At 71.8% G+C, this 13,947-nt stretch carries 9 protein-coding genes and 1 pseudogene; 5 read left to right on the plus strand and 5 right to left on the minus strand.

Going from position 1 to position 13,947, the window contains the following annotated elements:
* Window positions 1-20: 20 nt before the first annotated feature.
* The 3 genes and pseudogenes from uvrC to ABD343_RS20495 form a co-directional block, all read right to left on the minus strand.
* Window positions 21-2,015 (minus strand): annotated as a pseudogene (gene uvrC, locus ABD343_RS20485) (excinuclease ABC subunit UvrC); the annotation flags it as partial.
* A 66-nt stretch (window positions 2,016-2,081) separates the two neighbouring features.
* On the minus strand, window positions 2,082-2,738 hold the full coding sequence (locus ABD343_RS20490; RefSeq protein WP_344530264.1) for an MBL fold metallo-hydrolase: 657 nt from the start codon (window positions 2,736-2,738) through the stop codon (window positions 2,082-2,084).
* A 9-nt stretch (window positions 2,739-2,747) separates the two neighbouring features.
* Complete coding sequence (locus ABD343_RS20495; RefSeq protein ID WP_344530266.1) at window positions 2,748-3,452, minus strand: maleylpyruvate isomerase family mycothiol-dependent enzyme; 705 nt, start codon at window positions 3,450-3,452, stop codon at window positions 2,748-2,750.
* Window positions 3,453-3,659: 207 nt separating this feature from the next.
* Here ABD343_RS20495 and uvrA point away from each other — a divergent pair, with 207 nt between their 5' ends.
* Together uvrA and ABD343_RS20505 are read left to right on the plus strand one after the other, a co-directional pair.
* Window positions 3,660-6,659, plus strand: coding sequence for an excinuclease ABC subunit UvrA (gene uvrA, locus ABD343_RS20500; protein ID WP_344530268.1), 3,000 nt, complete (start codon window positions 3,660-3,662; stop codon window positions 6,657-6,659).
* Window positions 6,660-6,685: 26 nt separating this feature from the next.
* Window positions 6,686-7,144, plus strand: a complete 459-nt coding sequence (locus tag ABD343_RS20505; RefSeq protein WP_344530270.1) for a Rieske (2Fe-2S) protein — start codon at window positions 6,686-6,688, stop codon at window positions 7,142-7,144.
* Between the two features lie 38 nt (window positions 7,145-7,182).
* Here ABD343_RS20505 and ABD343_RS20510 read toward each other — a convergent pair whose 3' ends face one another.
* Complete coding sequence (locus tag ABD343_RS20510) at window positions 7,183-7,524, minus strand: DUF5713 family protein (protein WP_344530272.1); 342 nt, start codon at window positions 7,522-7,524, stop codon at window positions 7,183-7,185.
* A 67-nt stretch (window positions 7,525-7,591) separates the two neighbouring features.
* Window positions 7,592-8,533 (minus strand): hypothetical protein, encoded by a 942-nt coding sequence (locus tag ABD343_RS20515; protein ID WP_344530274.1) that lies wholly within the window; start codon window positions 8,531-8,533, stop codon window positions 7,592-7,594.
* A 190-nt stretch (window positions 8,534-8,723) separates the two neighbouring features.
* On the opposite strand from ABD343_RS20515, the gene ABD343_RS20520 reads away from it, so the two are divergent.
* The 3 genes from ABD343_RS20520 (at window position 8,724) to ABD343_RS20530 (ending at window position 13,913) form a co-directional block, all read left to right on the plus strand.
* On the plus strand, window positions 8,724-9,353 hold the full coding sequence (locus tag ABD343_RS20520; RefSeq protein ID WP_344530276.1) for a papain-like cysteine protease family protein: 630 nt from the start codon (window positions 8,724-8,726) through the stop codon (window positions 9,351-9,353).
* A gap of 4 nt (window positions 9,354-9,357) precedes the next feature.
* The gene (locus tag ABD343_RS20525; RefSeq protein ID WP_344530278.1) at window positions 9,358-10,254 is read left to right on the plus strand and encodes a hypothetical protein; all 897 of its coding nucleotides are present in this window, start codon (window positions 9,358-9,360) and stop codon (window positions 10,252-10,254) included.
* A gap of 410 nt (window positions 10,255-10,664) precedes the next feature.
* The gene (locus ABD343_RS20530) at window positions 10,665-13,913 is read left to right on the plus strand and encodes a phosphodiester glycosidase family protein (RefSeq protein ID WP_344530318.1); all 3,249 of its coding nucleotides are present in this window, start codon (window positions 10,665-10,667) and stop codon (window positions 13,911-13,913) included.
* Window positions 13,914-13,947 lie beyond the last annotated feature (34 nt).

The following is a 13,947-nucleotide window of genomic DNA, read 5'->3' on the forward strand; positions in this document are numbered from 1 at the left end:
ACGCCGTCCTTCCGGCGTCACTCATCTTCAACGATCTCACCGGTCGCGGTGTTCACGGCGGGTCCCGCCGGAACGGCGCCGGCGAGCGCCGCGGCCACGGTCTCGGCCGTCTTGCGGCCCACGCCCGGCACCTCGGCGATCTCGGTGACGCTGGCGGCGCGCAGCTTCTTCACCGAGCCGAAGTGCTTGAGCAGGGCCTTCTTACGGGTCTCGCCCAGGCCGGGCACGGCGTCGAGGGGGCTGGTCCTGATCCTCTTGCCGCGCTTCCCGCGCTGGTAGCGGATCGCGAACCGGTGGGCCTCGTCGCGCACCCGCTGAAGGAGATACAGGCCCTCGCTCGAACGCGGCAGGACCACGGGGTCGCTCTCGCCGGGCAGCCAGACCTCCTCCAGGCGCTTGGCGAGGCCGCAGACCGCGACGTCGTCCACGCCCAGCTCGTCCAGCGCCGCCTGGGCCGCGGCGACCTGCGGCTGGCCGCCGTCGACCACGACGAGCTGCGGCGGGTACGCGAACTTCTTCGGGCGGCCGTCCTCCTCGCGCGGGCCCTCCGCGGGCGCGTCCTCGCCGGGCGGCACCTCCCCGGACACCTGTTCCTCCGGCCACTCCCCCGTCTTCTGCTTCTCCAGCAGATAGCGGCGGAAGCGGCGGCTGACGACCTCGTGCATGGCGCGGACGTCGTCCTGCCCGGCGAAGGACTTGATCTGGAAGCGGCGGTACTCGCTCTTGCGTGCGAGGCCGTCCTCGAAGACGACCATCGAGGCCACCACGTCGTCACCCTGGAGGTGCGAGATGTCGAAGCACTCGATGCGCAGCGGCGCCGTGTCCAGGTCGAGCGCCTCGGCGATCTCCTCCAGGGCGCGGGAGCGCGTGGTGAGGTCGGAGGCGCGCTTGGTCTTGTGCAGCACGAGGGACTGCTCGGCGTTGCGGTGCACGGTCTCCATCAGGGCGCGCTTGTCGCCGCGCTGCGGGATGCGCAGGCTGACCTGCGCGCCCCGGCGCTCGGAGAGCCACTGCCCTATCGGCTCGACCGGCTCGGGCAGGGCCGGGACCAGCACCTCCTTGGGGACCGCGTCGCCGCGCTCCTCCCCGTAGAGCTGCTGGAGGGCGTGCTCGACGAGGTCGGGGGTGGAGACGTCCTCGACCTTGTCGGTGACCCAGCCGCGCTGGCCGCGCACCCGGCCGCCGCGGACGTGGAAGATCTGGACGGCGGCCTCCAGCTCGTCCTCGGCGACGGCGATGAGGTCCGCGTCCGTGGCGTCGGTGAGGACGACGGCGCTCTTCTCCATGGCGCGGCGCAGCGCGTCGATGTCGTCGCGCAGCCGGGCCGCCCGCTCGTACTCCATCTCCTCGGCGGCCTCGGCCATCTCGCGCTCCAGGCGGCGCAGATACGCGCCGGTGTGGCCCGCCACGAAGTCGCAGAAGTCCTCGGCGAGAGCGCGGTGGTCCTCGGGGCTGATGCGGCCGACGCAGGGCGCCGAGCACTTGCCGATGTACCCCAGCAGGCAGGGGCGGCCGATCTGCGCGGAGCGCTTGAACACCCCGGCCGAGCAGGTGCGCACGGGGAACGCGCGGAGCATCAGGTCGACCGTCTCGCGGATGGCCCACGCCTGCCCGTACGGCCCGAAGTAGCGCACGCCCTTCTTCTTCTGGCCGCGCATGACCTGGACCCTGGGGAAGTCCTCGTTCATCGTCACCGCGAGGTACGGATAGCTCTTGTCGTCGCGGTACTTGACGTTGAACCGGGGGTCGTACTCCTTGATCCACGAGTATTCGAGCTGGAGCGCCTCGACCTCCGTGTTCACCACGGTCCACTCGACGGAGGCGGCCGTGGTGACCATGGTGCGGGTGCGCGGGTGCAGCCCGGCGAGGTCCTGGAAGTAGTTGGCCAGGCGCTGGCGCAGGCTCTTGGCCTTGCCGACGTAGATCACCCGGCGGTGCTCGTCACGAAAGCGGTAGACCCCGGGCGAGTCGGGGATCTCTCCCGGTTTGGGTCGATAGCTGGAGGGGTCTGCCATGGTTGTCACCCTACTGGGGCGGGGTGACGGTACGCGGACGTACCGCCCCACGCCGCCCCGCGGGCGCTACCAGCCGCGCTCGCGCCACTCCTCCAGGTGCGGGCGCTCCGCGCCGAGCGTGGTGTCGTCGCCGTGGCCGGGGTACACCCAGGTCTCGTCGGGGAGTTGGGCGAAGAGCTTGGTCTCGACGTCGCGCAGCAGGCTCGCGAACCGCTCCGGGTCGCCCCAGGTGTTGCCCACGCCGCCCGGGAAGAGGCAGTCGCCGGTGAACAGATGGGGGTGGCCGTGCGGGTCGTCGTAGACCAGCGCGATGGATCCGGGGGTGTGCCCGGCGAGGTGGCGGGCCGTCAGCTCGACCCGGCCGACGCGGACCGTGTCCCCGTCGTCCACGAGGACGTCGGTGGGGACGGGGATCTCCGGCGCGTCGTACCTCCCCGCGTACGTACGGGCGCCGGTGGCGGTGACGACGGGGCCGAGCGCCTGCCAGTGGTCGCCGTGCTGGTGCGTGGTGACGACGGAGGCGATGCCGTCCTCGCCGACGAGCCGGAGCAGGGTCTCCGGCTCGTTCGCGGCGTCGATCAGCAACTGCTCGCCGGTCGCGCGGCAGCGCAGCAGGTACGCGTTGTTGTTCGTGGGGCCGACCGCGACCTTGGAGATCATCAGCCCCGCCAGCTCGTGCACGTCCGCGGGTCCGCCGACCCTGACCACTCCGCTGTAAGCCATGGCTCAACCCTAGAGCGCGGGCAGCGCGGGGAGGGACCCCCTCGCCGAGAGGCCGCTGCCGGTGGTGCGGCCCGTCAGCCAGCCGACCAGCGCCGTGGGGTTGCCGGAGATGATCACGGGGCCGTCCGGGGTGCTGCCGGGGGCGGCGCCGGTGTGCAGCACGCGGCCGTCCTCGACCCGCAGCTCGATGGCCTCGGGGACGCCGGGGTGGCCGGAGAAGCGCTTGGCCATGTTCTCCAGCTCGCGGTCGACGAAGGAGCCGGGGAGGTCCTGCAGCCCGTATCCGACGCCCAGGTCGACGTGGTGCAGCTCGATCTCGATCCAGCGGCGGAAGGGCAGCGAGGCAGCGAGGTCGGTCACACCGTTGCGCAGCTCGACGGTGCGCTGCCAGCTCGCGTCGGTCTCCTCGGCGAAGGCGGCGTCGAGCCGCTCGGCCGTCGTCCGCAGGTCGTCGAGGTGGGCCTCGGGGGAGCGGTCCGCGTCGCGCTCGATGTCTCCGTCGCGGGCCTCGGCGCCGGCGTACATGGGGCGCCCGGCGAGCACGTTGACCAGCGCGTCCGCGTTGCGCGCGAGGTGGGCCAGCACATGGCCGCGGGTCCAGCCGGGGAGCTGGGAGGGTCCGGAGAGCGTCGCGGGGTCGAGCTTCGCGGCGGCGTCCAGCAGTCGCTCCGTCGCGGACTTGAGCAGTTCGGCGTCGTGCGCAGGCGAAGTCATGATCCAAACCTAGTCCGGCCACTCCTTCGAGTGGAAGATGGCAAGACTCCGCCGTAAATCGAAAGCACGTGCTATAGGGTCGGGGGCGGTGCTTCGGCCGGAAGCGGATCCCGCTCCCGCCGGCGCCGTCCTACTCTTGGTCGGGGGCTCCCGTCCCGTTCCGTTCGTCCCGGGTGCCCCGCTTCTCACTGAAAGGTGCCAGCCAGCGTGGCCGACCGTCTTCTCGTCCGTGGCGCGAGGGAGCACAACCTCCAGAACGTCTCGATCGACCTCCCCCGCGACTCCCTCATCGTCTTCACGGGTCTGTCCGGCTCGGGGAAGTCCTCCCTGGCCTTCGACACGATCTTCGCCGAGGGGCAGCGCCGCTACGTCGAGTCGCTGTCCGCCTACGCCCGGCAGTTCCTCGGGCAGATGGACAAGCCCGACGTCGACTTCATCGAGGGTCTCTCCCCCGCGGTCTCGATCGACCAGAAGTCCACCTCCCGCAACCCGCGCTCGACGGTCGGCACGATCACGGAGGTCTACGACTACCTCCGCCTGCTCTACGCCCGTATCGGCAAGCCGCACTGCCCGGTCTGCGGCCGCCCCATCGCCCGCCAGTCGCCCCAGGCGATCGTGGACAAGGTCCTCGGCCTGGAGGAGGGCAGCCGCTTCCAGGTGCTCTCGCCGCTGGTGCGCGAGCGCAAGGGCGAGTTCGTGGACCTCTTCAACGAGCTGCAGACCAAGGGCTACAGCCGCGCGCGGGTCGACGGGCAGACCGTCCAGCTCTCCGAGCCGCCCAAGCTGAAGAAGCAGGAGAAGCACACCATCGAGGTGGTCGTGGACCGCCTCACCGTCAAGAGCACCGCCAAGCGGCGGCTGACCGACTCGGTCGAGACCGCGCTCGGGCTCTCGGGCGGCATGGTGATCCTCGACTTCGTCGACCTGGACGCGGACGACCCGCAGCGCGAGCGGATGTACTCCGAGCATCTGTACTGCCCGTACGACGACCTGTCGTTCGAGGAGCTGGAGCCGCGCTCCTTCTCGTTCAACTCGCCCTTCGGCGCCTGCCCCGAGTGCACCGGCATCGGCACGCGGATGGAGGTCGATCCGGAGCTGATCGTCCCCGACGAGGACAAGTCGCTGGACGAGGGCGCGATCCACCCCTGGTCGCACGGGCACACCAAGGACTATTTCGGCCGCCTCATCGGCGCCCTCGCCGACGCGCTCGGTTTCCGTACGGACATCCCCTGGGCGGGCCTCCCGCAGCGCGCGAAGAAGGCGCTGCTGTACGGCCACAAGACCCAGGTCGAGGTGCGCTACCGGAACAGGTACGGGCGCGAGCGGGCGTACACGACGGCGTTCGAGGGCGTCGTGCCCTTCGTCAAGCGGCGCCACTCGGAGGCCGAGACGGACACGAGCCGCGAGCGCTTCGAGGGATACATGCGCGAGGTGCCCTGCCCGGCCTGCGAGGGGACGCGGCTGAAGCCGCTGATCCTGGCGGTCACCATGCAGGGCCGGTCGATCGCGGAGGTCTCCGCGATGTCGATCACCGAGTGCGCCGACTTCCTGCGCGACATGAAGCTCGACGCCCGCGACAAGAAGATCGCCGAGCGCGTGCTGAAGGAAGTCAACGAGCGGCTGCGCTTCCTGGTCGACGTCGGCCTCGACTATCTGACGCTCAACCGCGCCGCGGGGACCCTCTCCGGCGGCGAGGCCCAGCGCATCCGGCTGGCCACCCAGATCGGCTCCGGCCTGGTCGGCGTGCTCTACGTGCTGGACGAGCCCTCCATCGGCCTGCACCAGCGCGACAACCACCGGCTGATCGAGACCCTGGTCCGGCTGCGCGACCTGGGCAACACGCTGATCGTCGTCGAGCACGACGAGGACACCATCAAGGCCTCCGACTGGGTCGTGGACATCGGCCCGGGCGCGGGCGAGCACGGCGGCAAGGTCGTGCACAGCGGCCCGTTGAAGGAGCTGCTGGCCAACGCGGACTCGGTCACCGGCGACTATCTCTCCGGCAAGCGCGAGATCCCGACGCCCGACATCCGCCGCCCCCTGGAGCCGGGCCGCGAGCTGACCGTCCGGGGCGCGCGGGAGAACAACCTGCGGGACATCGACGTCTCCTTCCCGCTGGGCGTGCTCACCGCCGTCACCGGAGTCTCCGGATCCGGCAAGTCCACGCTGGTCAACGACATCCTCTACACCCACCTGGCCCGCGAGCTGAACGGCGCCAGATCGGTCCCGGGCCGCCACACCCGCGTCGACGGCGACGACCTGGTCGACAAGGTCGTGCACGTCGACCAGTCGCCCATCGGCCGTACGCCGCGCTCGAACCCGGCGACGTACACCGGGGTCTTCGACCACGTGCGGAAGCTCTTCGCGGAGACCACCGAGGCGAAGGTGCGGGGGTACCAGCAGGGCCGCTTCTCGTTCAACGTGAAGGGCGGCCGGTGCGAGAACTGCTCCGGCGACGGCACCATCAAGATCGAGATGAACTTCCTGCCGGACGTCTATGTCCCCTGCGAGGTCTGCCACGGCGCCCGCTACAACCGGGAGACGCTGGAGGTCCACTACAAGGGCAAGAGCATCGCCGAGGTCCTGGACATGCCGATCGAGCAGGCCCTGGACTTCTTCGAGGCGGTGCCCAGCATCTCCCGCCACCTGCGCACGCTCAACGACGTCGGGCTCGGGTACGTCCGGCTGGGCCAGCCGGCGCCCACCCTCTCGGGCGGCGAGGCCCAGCGCGTGAAGCTCGCCAGCGAGCTCCAGAAGCGCTCGACGGGCCGTACGGTCTACGTGCTGGACGAGCCGACCACCGGCCTGCACTTCGAGGACATCCGCAAGCTCATCGGCGTCCTGGAGGGCCTGGTCGACAAGGGCAACACGGTCATCGTCATCGAGCACAACCTCGACGTGATCAAGACCGCCGACTGGGTCGTGGACATGGGCCCGGAGGGCGGCAGCGGCGGCGGCGTGGTCGTGGCCGAGGGCACGCCGGAGCAGGTCGCCGGGGTCCCGGCGAGCCACACCGGCAAGTTCCTGCGCGACGTGCTCAGCAGCGACCGGGTGAGCGACGCGACGCCCGTGAAGGCGAAGCCGCGCAAGGCGGCGGCGAAGGCACCCGCGAAGAAGGCCGCCGCGGCCAAGAAAGCCGCTCCGGCCAAGACGACGGCGGCCAAGAAGGCACCGGCGGCCAAGAAGAGTGCCGTTCGGAAGAAGTGAGGGCGTGAGGACGTAAGGTACGGCGCGTGACGAATCATGATCAGCGGTCCGCCGCCACGCGCCGTACCGTCCTCTGCGGCGCCGCCCTCGCCGCGCTGGGACTGACCACCGCCGCCTGCGGAGGCGACTCCGACGGGGGCGGCTCGGGCTCCGGCTCGGGGGACTCCTCCTCGGGGCCCGACAAGCAGGTCGATCTCGGCGCCGCGGACGCCGTGCCGGTGGGCGGCGCGAAGGCGTACACCGAGCAGAAGGTGCTCGTCTCGCAGCCGGAGAAGGGCCAGTTCAAGGCGTTCTCCGGGGTCTGCACGCACCAGGGCGCGGCCATCGACCGGGCCGAGAAGGGCGAGTTCGTCTGCCCGCTGCACGGCAGCCGCTTCCACACCGACACCGGCAAGGTCGCCAAGGGGCCCGCGACGGCGCCCCTGCCGAAGGTGCCGGTGAAGGTGAAGAACGGCAAGCTGCTGGCTGGCCCGGCCGAGGAGTAGCCCTCACCGGCCGGGGAACAGCCCCCACCGGCCGGGGCTCACCACTCCCGCGGGGCGATCAGCTCCTCGTCGTCGGCGTCCGCGAACCCGTAGGCCATGGCGACGAAATGGAAGTCCTCGGCTATCTCCTCGCGCGCGATGGTCTCGATCTCGCTCCCCGCCGCGTGGAACTCCTCCTCCAGCTCGTTGAACTCCTCCGTGGCCGCGTGCGTCAGCACGTACAGCGCGTCGAGATCGGCGGGGTCCTCCGCCTCGATCCGCTCGCACAGGGCCAGCAGGACGGCCTTCCCCTTGTCGAGCACATGCGCGGGCGAGTGCTCGGTCGCGTAGAGCCCCCCGAGAAACGCGTGGTCCTTCACCTGCTGGTTCGTGATCGGCACGAGGGCATCCCCATCTCTGGTCTCCTGCGACGAGCTGACGTACCGATCATGCACGGCCCCACTGACATCAGGCCCACTCCCAGCCGATGCCGAGAATGCCCGGCCCGGCGGAGTGCCGGACGAGGTGGACCGTCCGGCTCGCGCCGCTCAGCGTGAGTTCCTGCGCCCCGCTCGGCCGTGCGCCCGCCGAGGTCCGCGCGAAGCTGTGGCATCTGACGGGCAGTTCCTCCGCGTCGAAGCCGACCTGGAGGACGTACGGGCCGCCGCCGAACCGGAAGCCGCGCACGTACTCGTGGCTGACACCTCCGGTGCCGTCCTCGAACGCGTAGCCGAAGACATAGGTCTCCCCCGAGCGCAGCCGGGTGTCGAAGAGCAGCTCCGTCACCACCACCGGCGCGCCCTCGCTCCAGCGCACCCGCCCCACGCGGCAGTTCTCCCCCGCCCGCACCCGCACCCGTTCCGGCGCGCAGCCGGTGTCGCCGTAGTGGATCGCGAGGCAGCGGTCGATGCCGTCCCGGTGGGCGCGGACGGCCTGCTGGGAGGAGCGGGTGAGGAGTTCGCGGCGCGCACCGATCCGTACGCGCTCCCAGTGGTCGAGCGTGTGCAGCCCCCCGTCGAGTGGCGAGTCCAGCTCGGCGAGCAGCTCGCGCAGCACGTCGGGGCGCTCGAAGAGCGACTGGTACGAGCGGGAGGCGGGCCGCTCCCGGCCGCCGTCGTCCGCCGGGGCGAGCAGCCGCAGCAGCGACCCGTCGGGCAGCCCGAGGACGTCCTCCAGCGCCCGTACGGCGCGCAGCGACTCCGCGCGGCGGGGGCGGCGGGCGCCCTGCTGCCAGTAGCTGAGGCTGGTGACCCCGACGTGGATGCCGCGCTGAGCGAGCCGGTGGCGTACGCGGTGGAGCGCGAGGCCGCGCGCCTCGATCGCGGCGCGCAGCGCGAGATGGAACGGGCCGGTGCGCAGGATCCTGTCGAGGCCCCCGGGGGTTCCGGTCTCCGTGGAGTGAACGTTCACAGCCTCCGCACCGTCCTTCCGCCGCTCACCAGCCCGTGAGCCGGGCCCGTTCACTTTCGGTCCCCCGCGTTCACACCTCGTTCCCGCCCCGTATTGAAGCGTGTTGACCAGGTACCGACAACTCACGATGCTCGACGTCAGCAGCATCCGGATGCGCTCCTCCACCCCCTTCATCCCTGGGAGGAACGCCATGTCCCCACTGACCCACAGGCGTCGCAGACGCCTCGCGCTGGCCGCGACCGCGGCGGCCGCGCTGATCGCGGTACCCGCCGCGGTCGCCACGGCGGCACCCGGCACCCCCGCGGCCACGGACGGCACGCCGCGCGCGCCGCAGGCGCTGGCCGCCAAACGGCTCGACATCAGCATGCAGGCCCAGCAGATGAGCAACTGGTGCTGGGCGGCGGCGGGCAACACCATCGCCACCTGGATGGGCAAGAACTACAACCAGAACGCCTTCTGCAACGCCGCCTTCAACCGCGGCCAGGGCAGCTCCTGCCCCAACAACCAGGCCACCCTGGGCAATGTGCAGAACGCCCTGGACTGGATGGGCATCAACCCCGGCTCGTACGTCTCGGGCTGGCTGCGCTACGACACCGTGCAGCGCGAGGTCAACGCGGACCGGCCCGTCGAGACCCGCATCCAGTGGAGCTCGGGCGGCGGTCACATGCACGTCCTGTACGGCTACGACACCAGCAGGAGCTGGGTCTACTGGGGCGACCCCTGGCCGTCCAACAGCCGCTACAACTGGGCGACGCACAACTGGTACATCAGCAACAACCAGTTCTCGTGGACCCATTCGCTCTTCGGGATCGGAGCGTGAGGTCATGACCGGTATCTCTCCCCTGCCCTACGGCTCCGCGCGCACCGCGGCGGCCGCCGGACTGCTGACCGTCGCGCTGCTCGGTCTCGCCCCCTACGCGCACGCCGACGACGGCGCGGCCCCCGAGCCCCCGGCGCCGCCCGAGGGCGCCGCCGCCGCCGCGCACAAGGCCGCCTCGGCCGACGGCACGCTCGGCACCCTCGCGCGCTTCTTCGCCCGCGACGGTGCCGTCACCGCCAACAAGGCCGACCCGCGCGTGAAGGGCGGGGCCGTGCCCGTCTACACGCTCGCGAGGGACTTCGTGGCCGCCGAGAGCGCCTCGCGGGCCGCCGCGAGGCCCGTGGCCGAACTGGAGCTGTTCGCCAGCGAGGCCGTCTCCTCCGACGGACAGCGCGCCTCGGTCATGTCCGCGCGCACGCCCGGCGGCTGGCGGGTCGTGAACATCGCGACGGGCGCGGACGAGACGCGTTACGCCGCCAAGGGCGCGGCGAAGGCCCCCGGCGGAACCGTCTTCCAGGAGCCGCAGATCGACGCCTGGTACGTGCTGGACGGCGGCCGTGTCCTGCCGCTCGACCCCGACGCGCGCAAGGCCGTCGGCGCGAAGGGCACCAGCCTGGGCGCGTACCACGCGCGGGTCCACAAGGCGTACGCCGACAAGCTGCCCGGCTCCGGTTACGACAAGAAGGGGCTCGCGGGAGGCTTCGGCCCGCAGAAGGGGAACAACGACTCCAGCACGGTGACCACGGCGTCCGAGCCGTCCGAGGCGTCCGAGGCGAGTGCCGCGGACGGCGGTCCTTCGGCGCCGCTGGCCGCCGTCGGCGCGAGCGCGGGCGCCGTCCTCGCGGCAGCGGGCGGCACCTGGCTGGTACGGCGCCGCCTCCGTCCGTCGTCGCACGGCTGACCGGCTGTCCCCTCCCGGGGCCCGGACCGCGCCGGCGGTCCGGGCCCCGTCGTACTGCTCAGATGTCCTACTGCTCTGACCGAGAACTGTCCGAGTGTTCATGCTGATTTCCCTCGGTCATCTGGTGTAGACCGGTGCCTCTTGGGACGCTGTGCCGCGCTGTGCACAGAAGTGCGGAAGTGCTCAATTCACACGTGTCTGTGGGGTACGCGTTGAGACAGGTCCACGTACACCGAAGAAGAAGATTCCTCTCCAGAGCCGTCCTTCCGGGCGCCGCCCTCGCCGCGCTGACGGCGGGGCTGCTCCCGGCCGGGGCGGTCTCCGCCGACACCCGCGGCGAACCCGTACGGGCCGCCGCCGGGACCGCCGTTCAGGAGCCGCACCCGCTCGGGATGGCCGACGGCGACGGGATGGAGCTGGAGAGCACCACCCGGCCCGTCGCGCCCGGCGCGAAGCTGACCTCGTTCGACCGCCTGGAGTCCGACAAGTGGCTCCGTGCCGACGCGCTCAGCCTCACCCTCGGCGGCGGCGCCCAGGGCACCCGGGCGGACTATCTCTCGTCCGGAAAGGTGTCCGAACGCAAGAAGGTCGGAGAGCTGGCAAAGGCGCACGACCCGGGCAAGGGACGCCGTACGGTCGCCGCGTTCAACGCGGACTTCTTCGACATCAACGAGACGGGGGCGCCGCTCGGCCCCGGCCTGCGGGACGGCAGGCCGACGCACTCCTCCGAGCCCGGCACCACCGAGGCGGCCGGCATCGGCCCCGAGGCCGCGGGCCGGATACTCGACCTCTACTTCGAGGGCACGCTCACCCTCCCGGGCGGCAAGCGGAAGCTGGAGGGGTACAACTCGGCCAATGTGCCGCTGAACGGCGTCAGCGCGTACAACTCCCGGTGGGGCGAAGCCGACAGGGCGATGGCCGTGGACGGCTCCGAACGTACGGCCGAGGTCACCGTCGAGGACGGGAAGGTCGCCTCCGTCTCCGAGAAGCCCGGCAAGGGCGCGATCCCCGAGGGCGTGACCGTGCTGCTCGGCCGGGACCTCGGCGCGGACGCGCTGGCGAAGCTGAAGACGGGCGACCCGGTCTCCACCGAGTTCCACGTACGGACGGACGACGGCTCGCCGCTGCCCCGCACGGCGGTCGGCGGGCGCGGACTGCTGGTCGTGGACGGCGAACCGCAGGACTGGGAGGGGCGGCCGAACAACGCGACCGCGCCGCGTACGGCCGTCGGTTTCTCCAAGGACGGCGGCACCATGCACGTCCTGACGGTCGACGGCCGCCAGACCGCCTCGGGCGGGGTCACGCTCACCGAACTGGCCCTGATGATGAAGAAGCTGGGCGCGTACAACGCGCTCAACCTCGACGGCGGCGGCTCCTCCACCCTCCTCGCCCGCGAACCCGGCGCGAAGGAACCGCAACTGGAGAACTCCCCCTCCGACGGCGAGCAGCGCGAGGTCCCCAACGGCCTCGCCCTGACCGCGCCCGAGGGCAGCGGACGGCTCTCCGGCTTCTGGGTCGAGACCGCCGCCGACCGCGACAAGGCCCCGACCGCCGACAATGTGCCGGGCGGCCATCCGGAGCGGGTCTTCGCCGGTCTGACCCGCAAGCTCACCGCCGCCGGGTACGACGAGACGTACGGCCCGGCGCGCGGCACCCCGCACTGGCAGGCGGGGCGGCCCGGTGTCGGGCGGGTCGACGGCTCCGGGGTCTTCCACGCGCGCCGCGCGGGCAGCACCGAGGTCACCGCGCGTCAGGGCACGGCCAGGGGCTCGACGAAGCTCCGGGTGCTCGGCGAACTCGCGCGCCTCACCCCGACCAAGGAGCGCGTGGGGCTCGCCGACGCCTCGGCGACGGGCACGTTCGGGCTGGTCGGCCACGACGCGGACGGCAACAGCGCGCCCATCGATCCGGCGGACGTACGGCTGGACTACGACCGTTCGCTCTTCGACATCGCGCCGGACCCGGACGCCTCGACCGGTGGCTTCACCGTCAAGGCGCGCGGAGGCCAGGACTCGGCCTCCGGCACGGTCAACATCCGCGTCGGCGACCGGTCGGTGCGCATGGCCGTGACGGTCGGGCTGCGCGAGCAGACGGCGGCGGACTTCGAGGACGCCTCGGCCTGGCGCTTCTCCTCGGCACGGGCGAGCGGTTCGGTCGCCCTGGAGCCGGAGGGCCAGAGCGGCCAGGGCCTCAAGATGACCTACGACTTCAGCCAGTCGACGGCCACCCGCGCCGCGTACGCCAATCCTCCGGCCCAGATCCCGGTGGGCGGCCAGCCCCAGAGCTTCACGATGTGGCTCAAGGGCGACGGCAAGGGCGCCTGGCCCTCGCTCCATCTCAAGGACGCGCTCGGCACGGACCAGGTGCTGCGCGGACCGGTCGTGGACTGGACGGGCTGGAAGCAGGTCACGTTCGAGGTGCCGGAGGGCGTCACGTACCCCGTCAGGGTGCACCGCTTCTATCTCGCGGAGACGCGCGCCATGTCGCAGTACCAGGGCGAGGTGGTGATGGACCAGCTCGTGGCCCGTACGCCGCCGGACGTCGATCTGCCGCCCGCGGGGCGCCCGCACGACCGGCTGATCTCGACGGCGGCCGACACGGCGGGGCGCGACTGGCGGTTCGCGGTGATGTCGGACGCGCAGTTCGTGGCGCGCGACCCGGACAGCGCCATCGTGCGCCAGGCCCGTCGCACGCTGCGCGAGATCCGCGCGGCCCGGCCCGACTTCGTCGTCGTCAACGGCGACCTGGTCGACGAGGGCTCGCCGGAGGACCTGACGTTCGCGCGGAAGATACTGGAGGAGGAGCTGGGCGACGCGGTGCCCTGGTACTACGTGCCGGGCAACCACGAGGTGATGGGCGGCTCGATCGACAACTTCGTACGCGAATTCGGCCCGGCGCGGCGTACGTTCGATCACAAGGGGACACGGTTCCTGACCCTGAACACCTCGTCGCTGACCGTACGGGGCGGCGGTTACGCCCAGTTCCAGGAGCTGCGCTCCCAACTGGACGCGGCGGCCCGTGACCCCCGTATCGGCTCGGTGACCGTGCTCCAGCACGTGCCGCCGCGCGACCCGACGCCGCAGCACGCCAGCCAGCTCACCGACCGGATGGAGGCGGACCTGCTGGAGGACTGGCTCGGCGACTTCCGCGCCCGTACGGGCAAGGGGGCGGCGCTGATCGGTTCGCACGTGGGGGTCTTCGACGCCTCGCGGGTGAACGGCGTCCCGTACCTGATCAACGGCAACTCCGGGAAGGCGCCCGCGGCGCCGCCCGCCGAGGGCGGGTTCACGGGCTGGTCGCTGCTCGGCGTCGACCGGGGCAGGCCGCCCCGGCACGGCGACTGGCTCTCGGCCCAGACCCGCGCCCATGTGGACGGCCTCACCGTGAACGCGCCGGCCGAGCTGCGCGCGGGCACCTCGGACCGGGCGACCGCGACCGTACGCCAGGGGACCCGCGACATCCCCGCGTCCTGGCCGCTCAGCGCGGACTGGCCCGCCTCGCCCGGCCTCTGCGTCGAGGACACGGTCGCCAGGGGCCGCTGTGTGGCGACGTACGACCCGGCCACGGGCACCCTCACGGGCCGCAGGCCGGGCACGGTGAAGCTGACGGTCCTGGTGAACGGCGTGCGGGCCGAGCGGGAGGTGAGGGTGGTCCGCTGACCGCACGGACAGGGAAAGGGGGCCGGTCCGCGGT

Source organism: Streptomyces albiaxialis, from assembly GCF_039530985.1.
GTDB classification, from domain to species: Bacteria; Actinomycetota; Actinomycetes; order Streptomycetales; family Streptomycetaceae; genus Streptomyces; species Streptomyces albiaxialis.

Coding starts and splice junctions, on each gene's coding strand:
- ABD343_RS20520 (WP_344530276.1), top strand. CDS start 8,724: ATGTCCCCACTGACCCACAGGCGTCGCAGACGCCTCGCGCTGGCCGCG.
- ABD343_RS20530 (WP_344530318.1), top strand. CDS start 10,665: ATGGAGCTGGAGAGCACCACCCGGCCCGTCGCGCCCGGCGCGAAGCTG.
- ABD343_RS20495 (WP_344530266.1), bottom strand. CDS start 3,452: ATGACTTCGCCTGCGCACGACGCCGAACTGCTCAAGTCCGCGACGGAG.
- ABD343_RS20525 (WP_344530278.1), top strand. CDS start 9,358: ATGACCGGTATCTCTCCCCTGCCCTACGGCTCCGCGCGCACCGCGGCG.
- ABD343_RS20490 (WP_344530264.1), bottom strand. CDS start 2,738: ATGGCTTACAGCGGAGTGGTCAGGGTCGGCGGACCCGCGGACGTGCAC.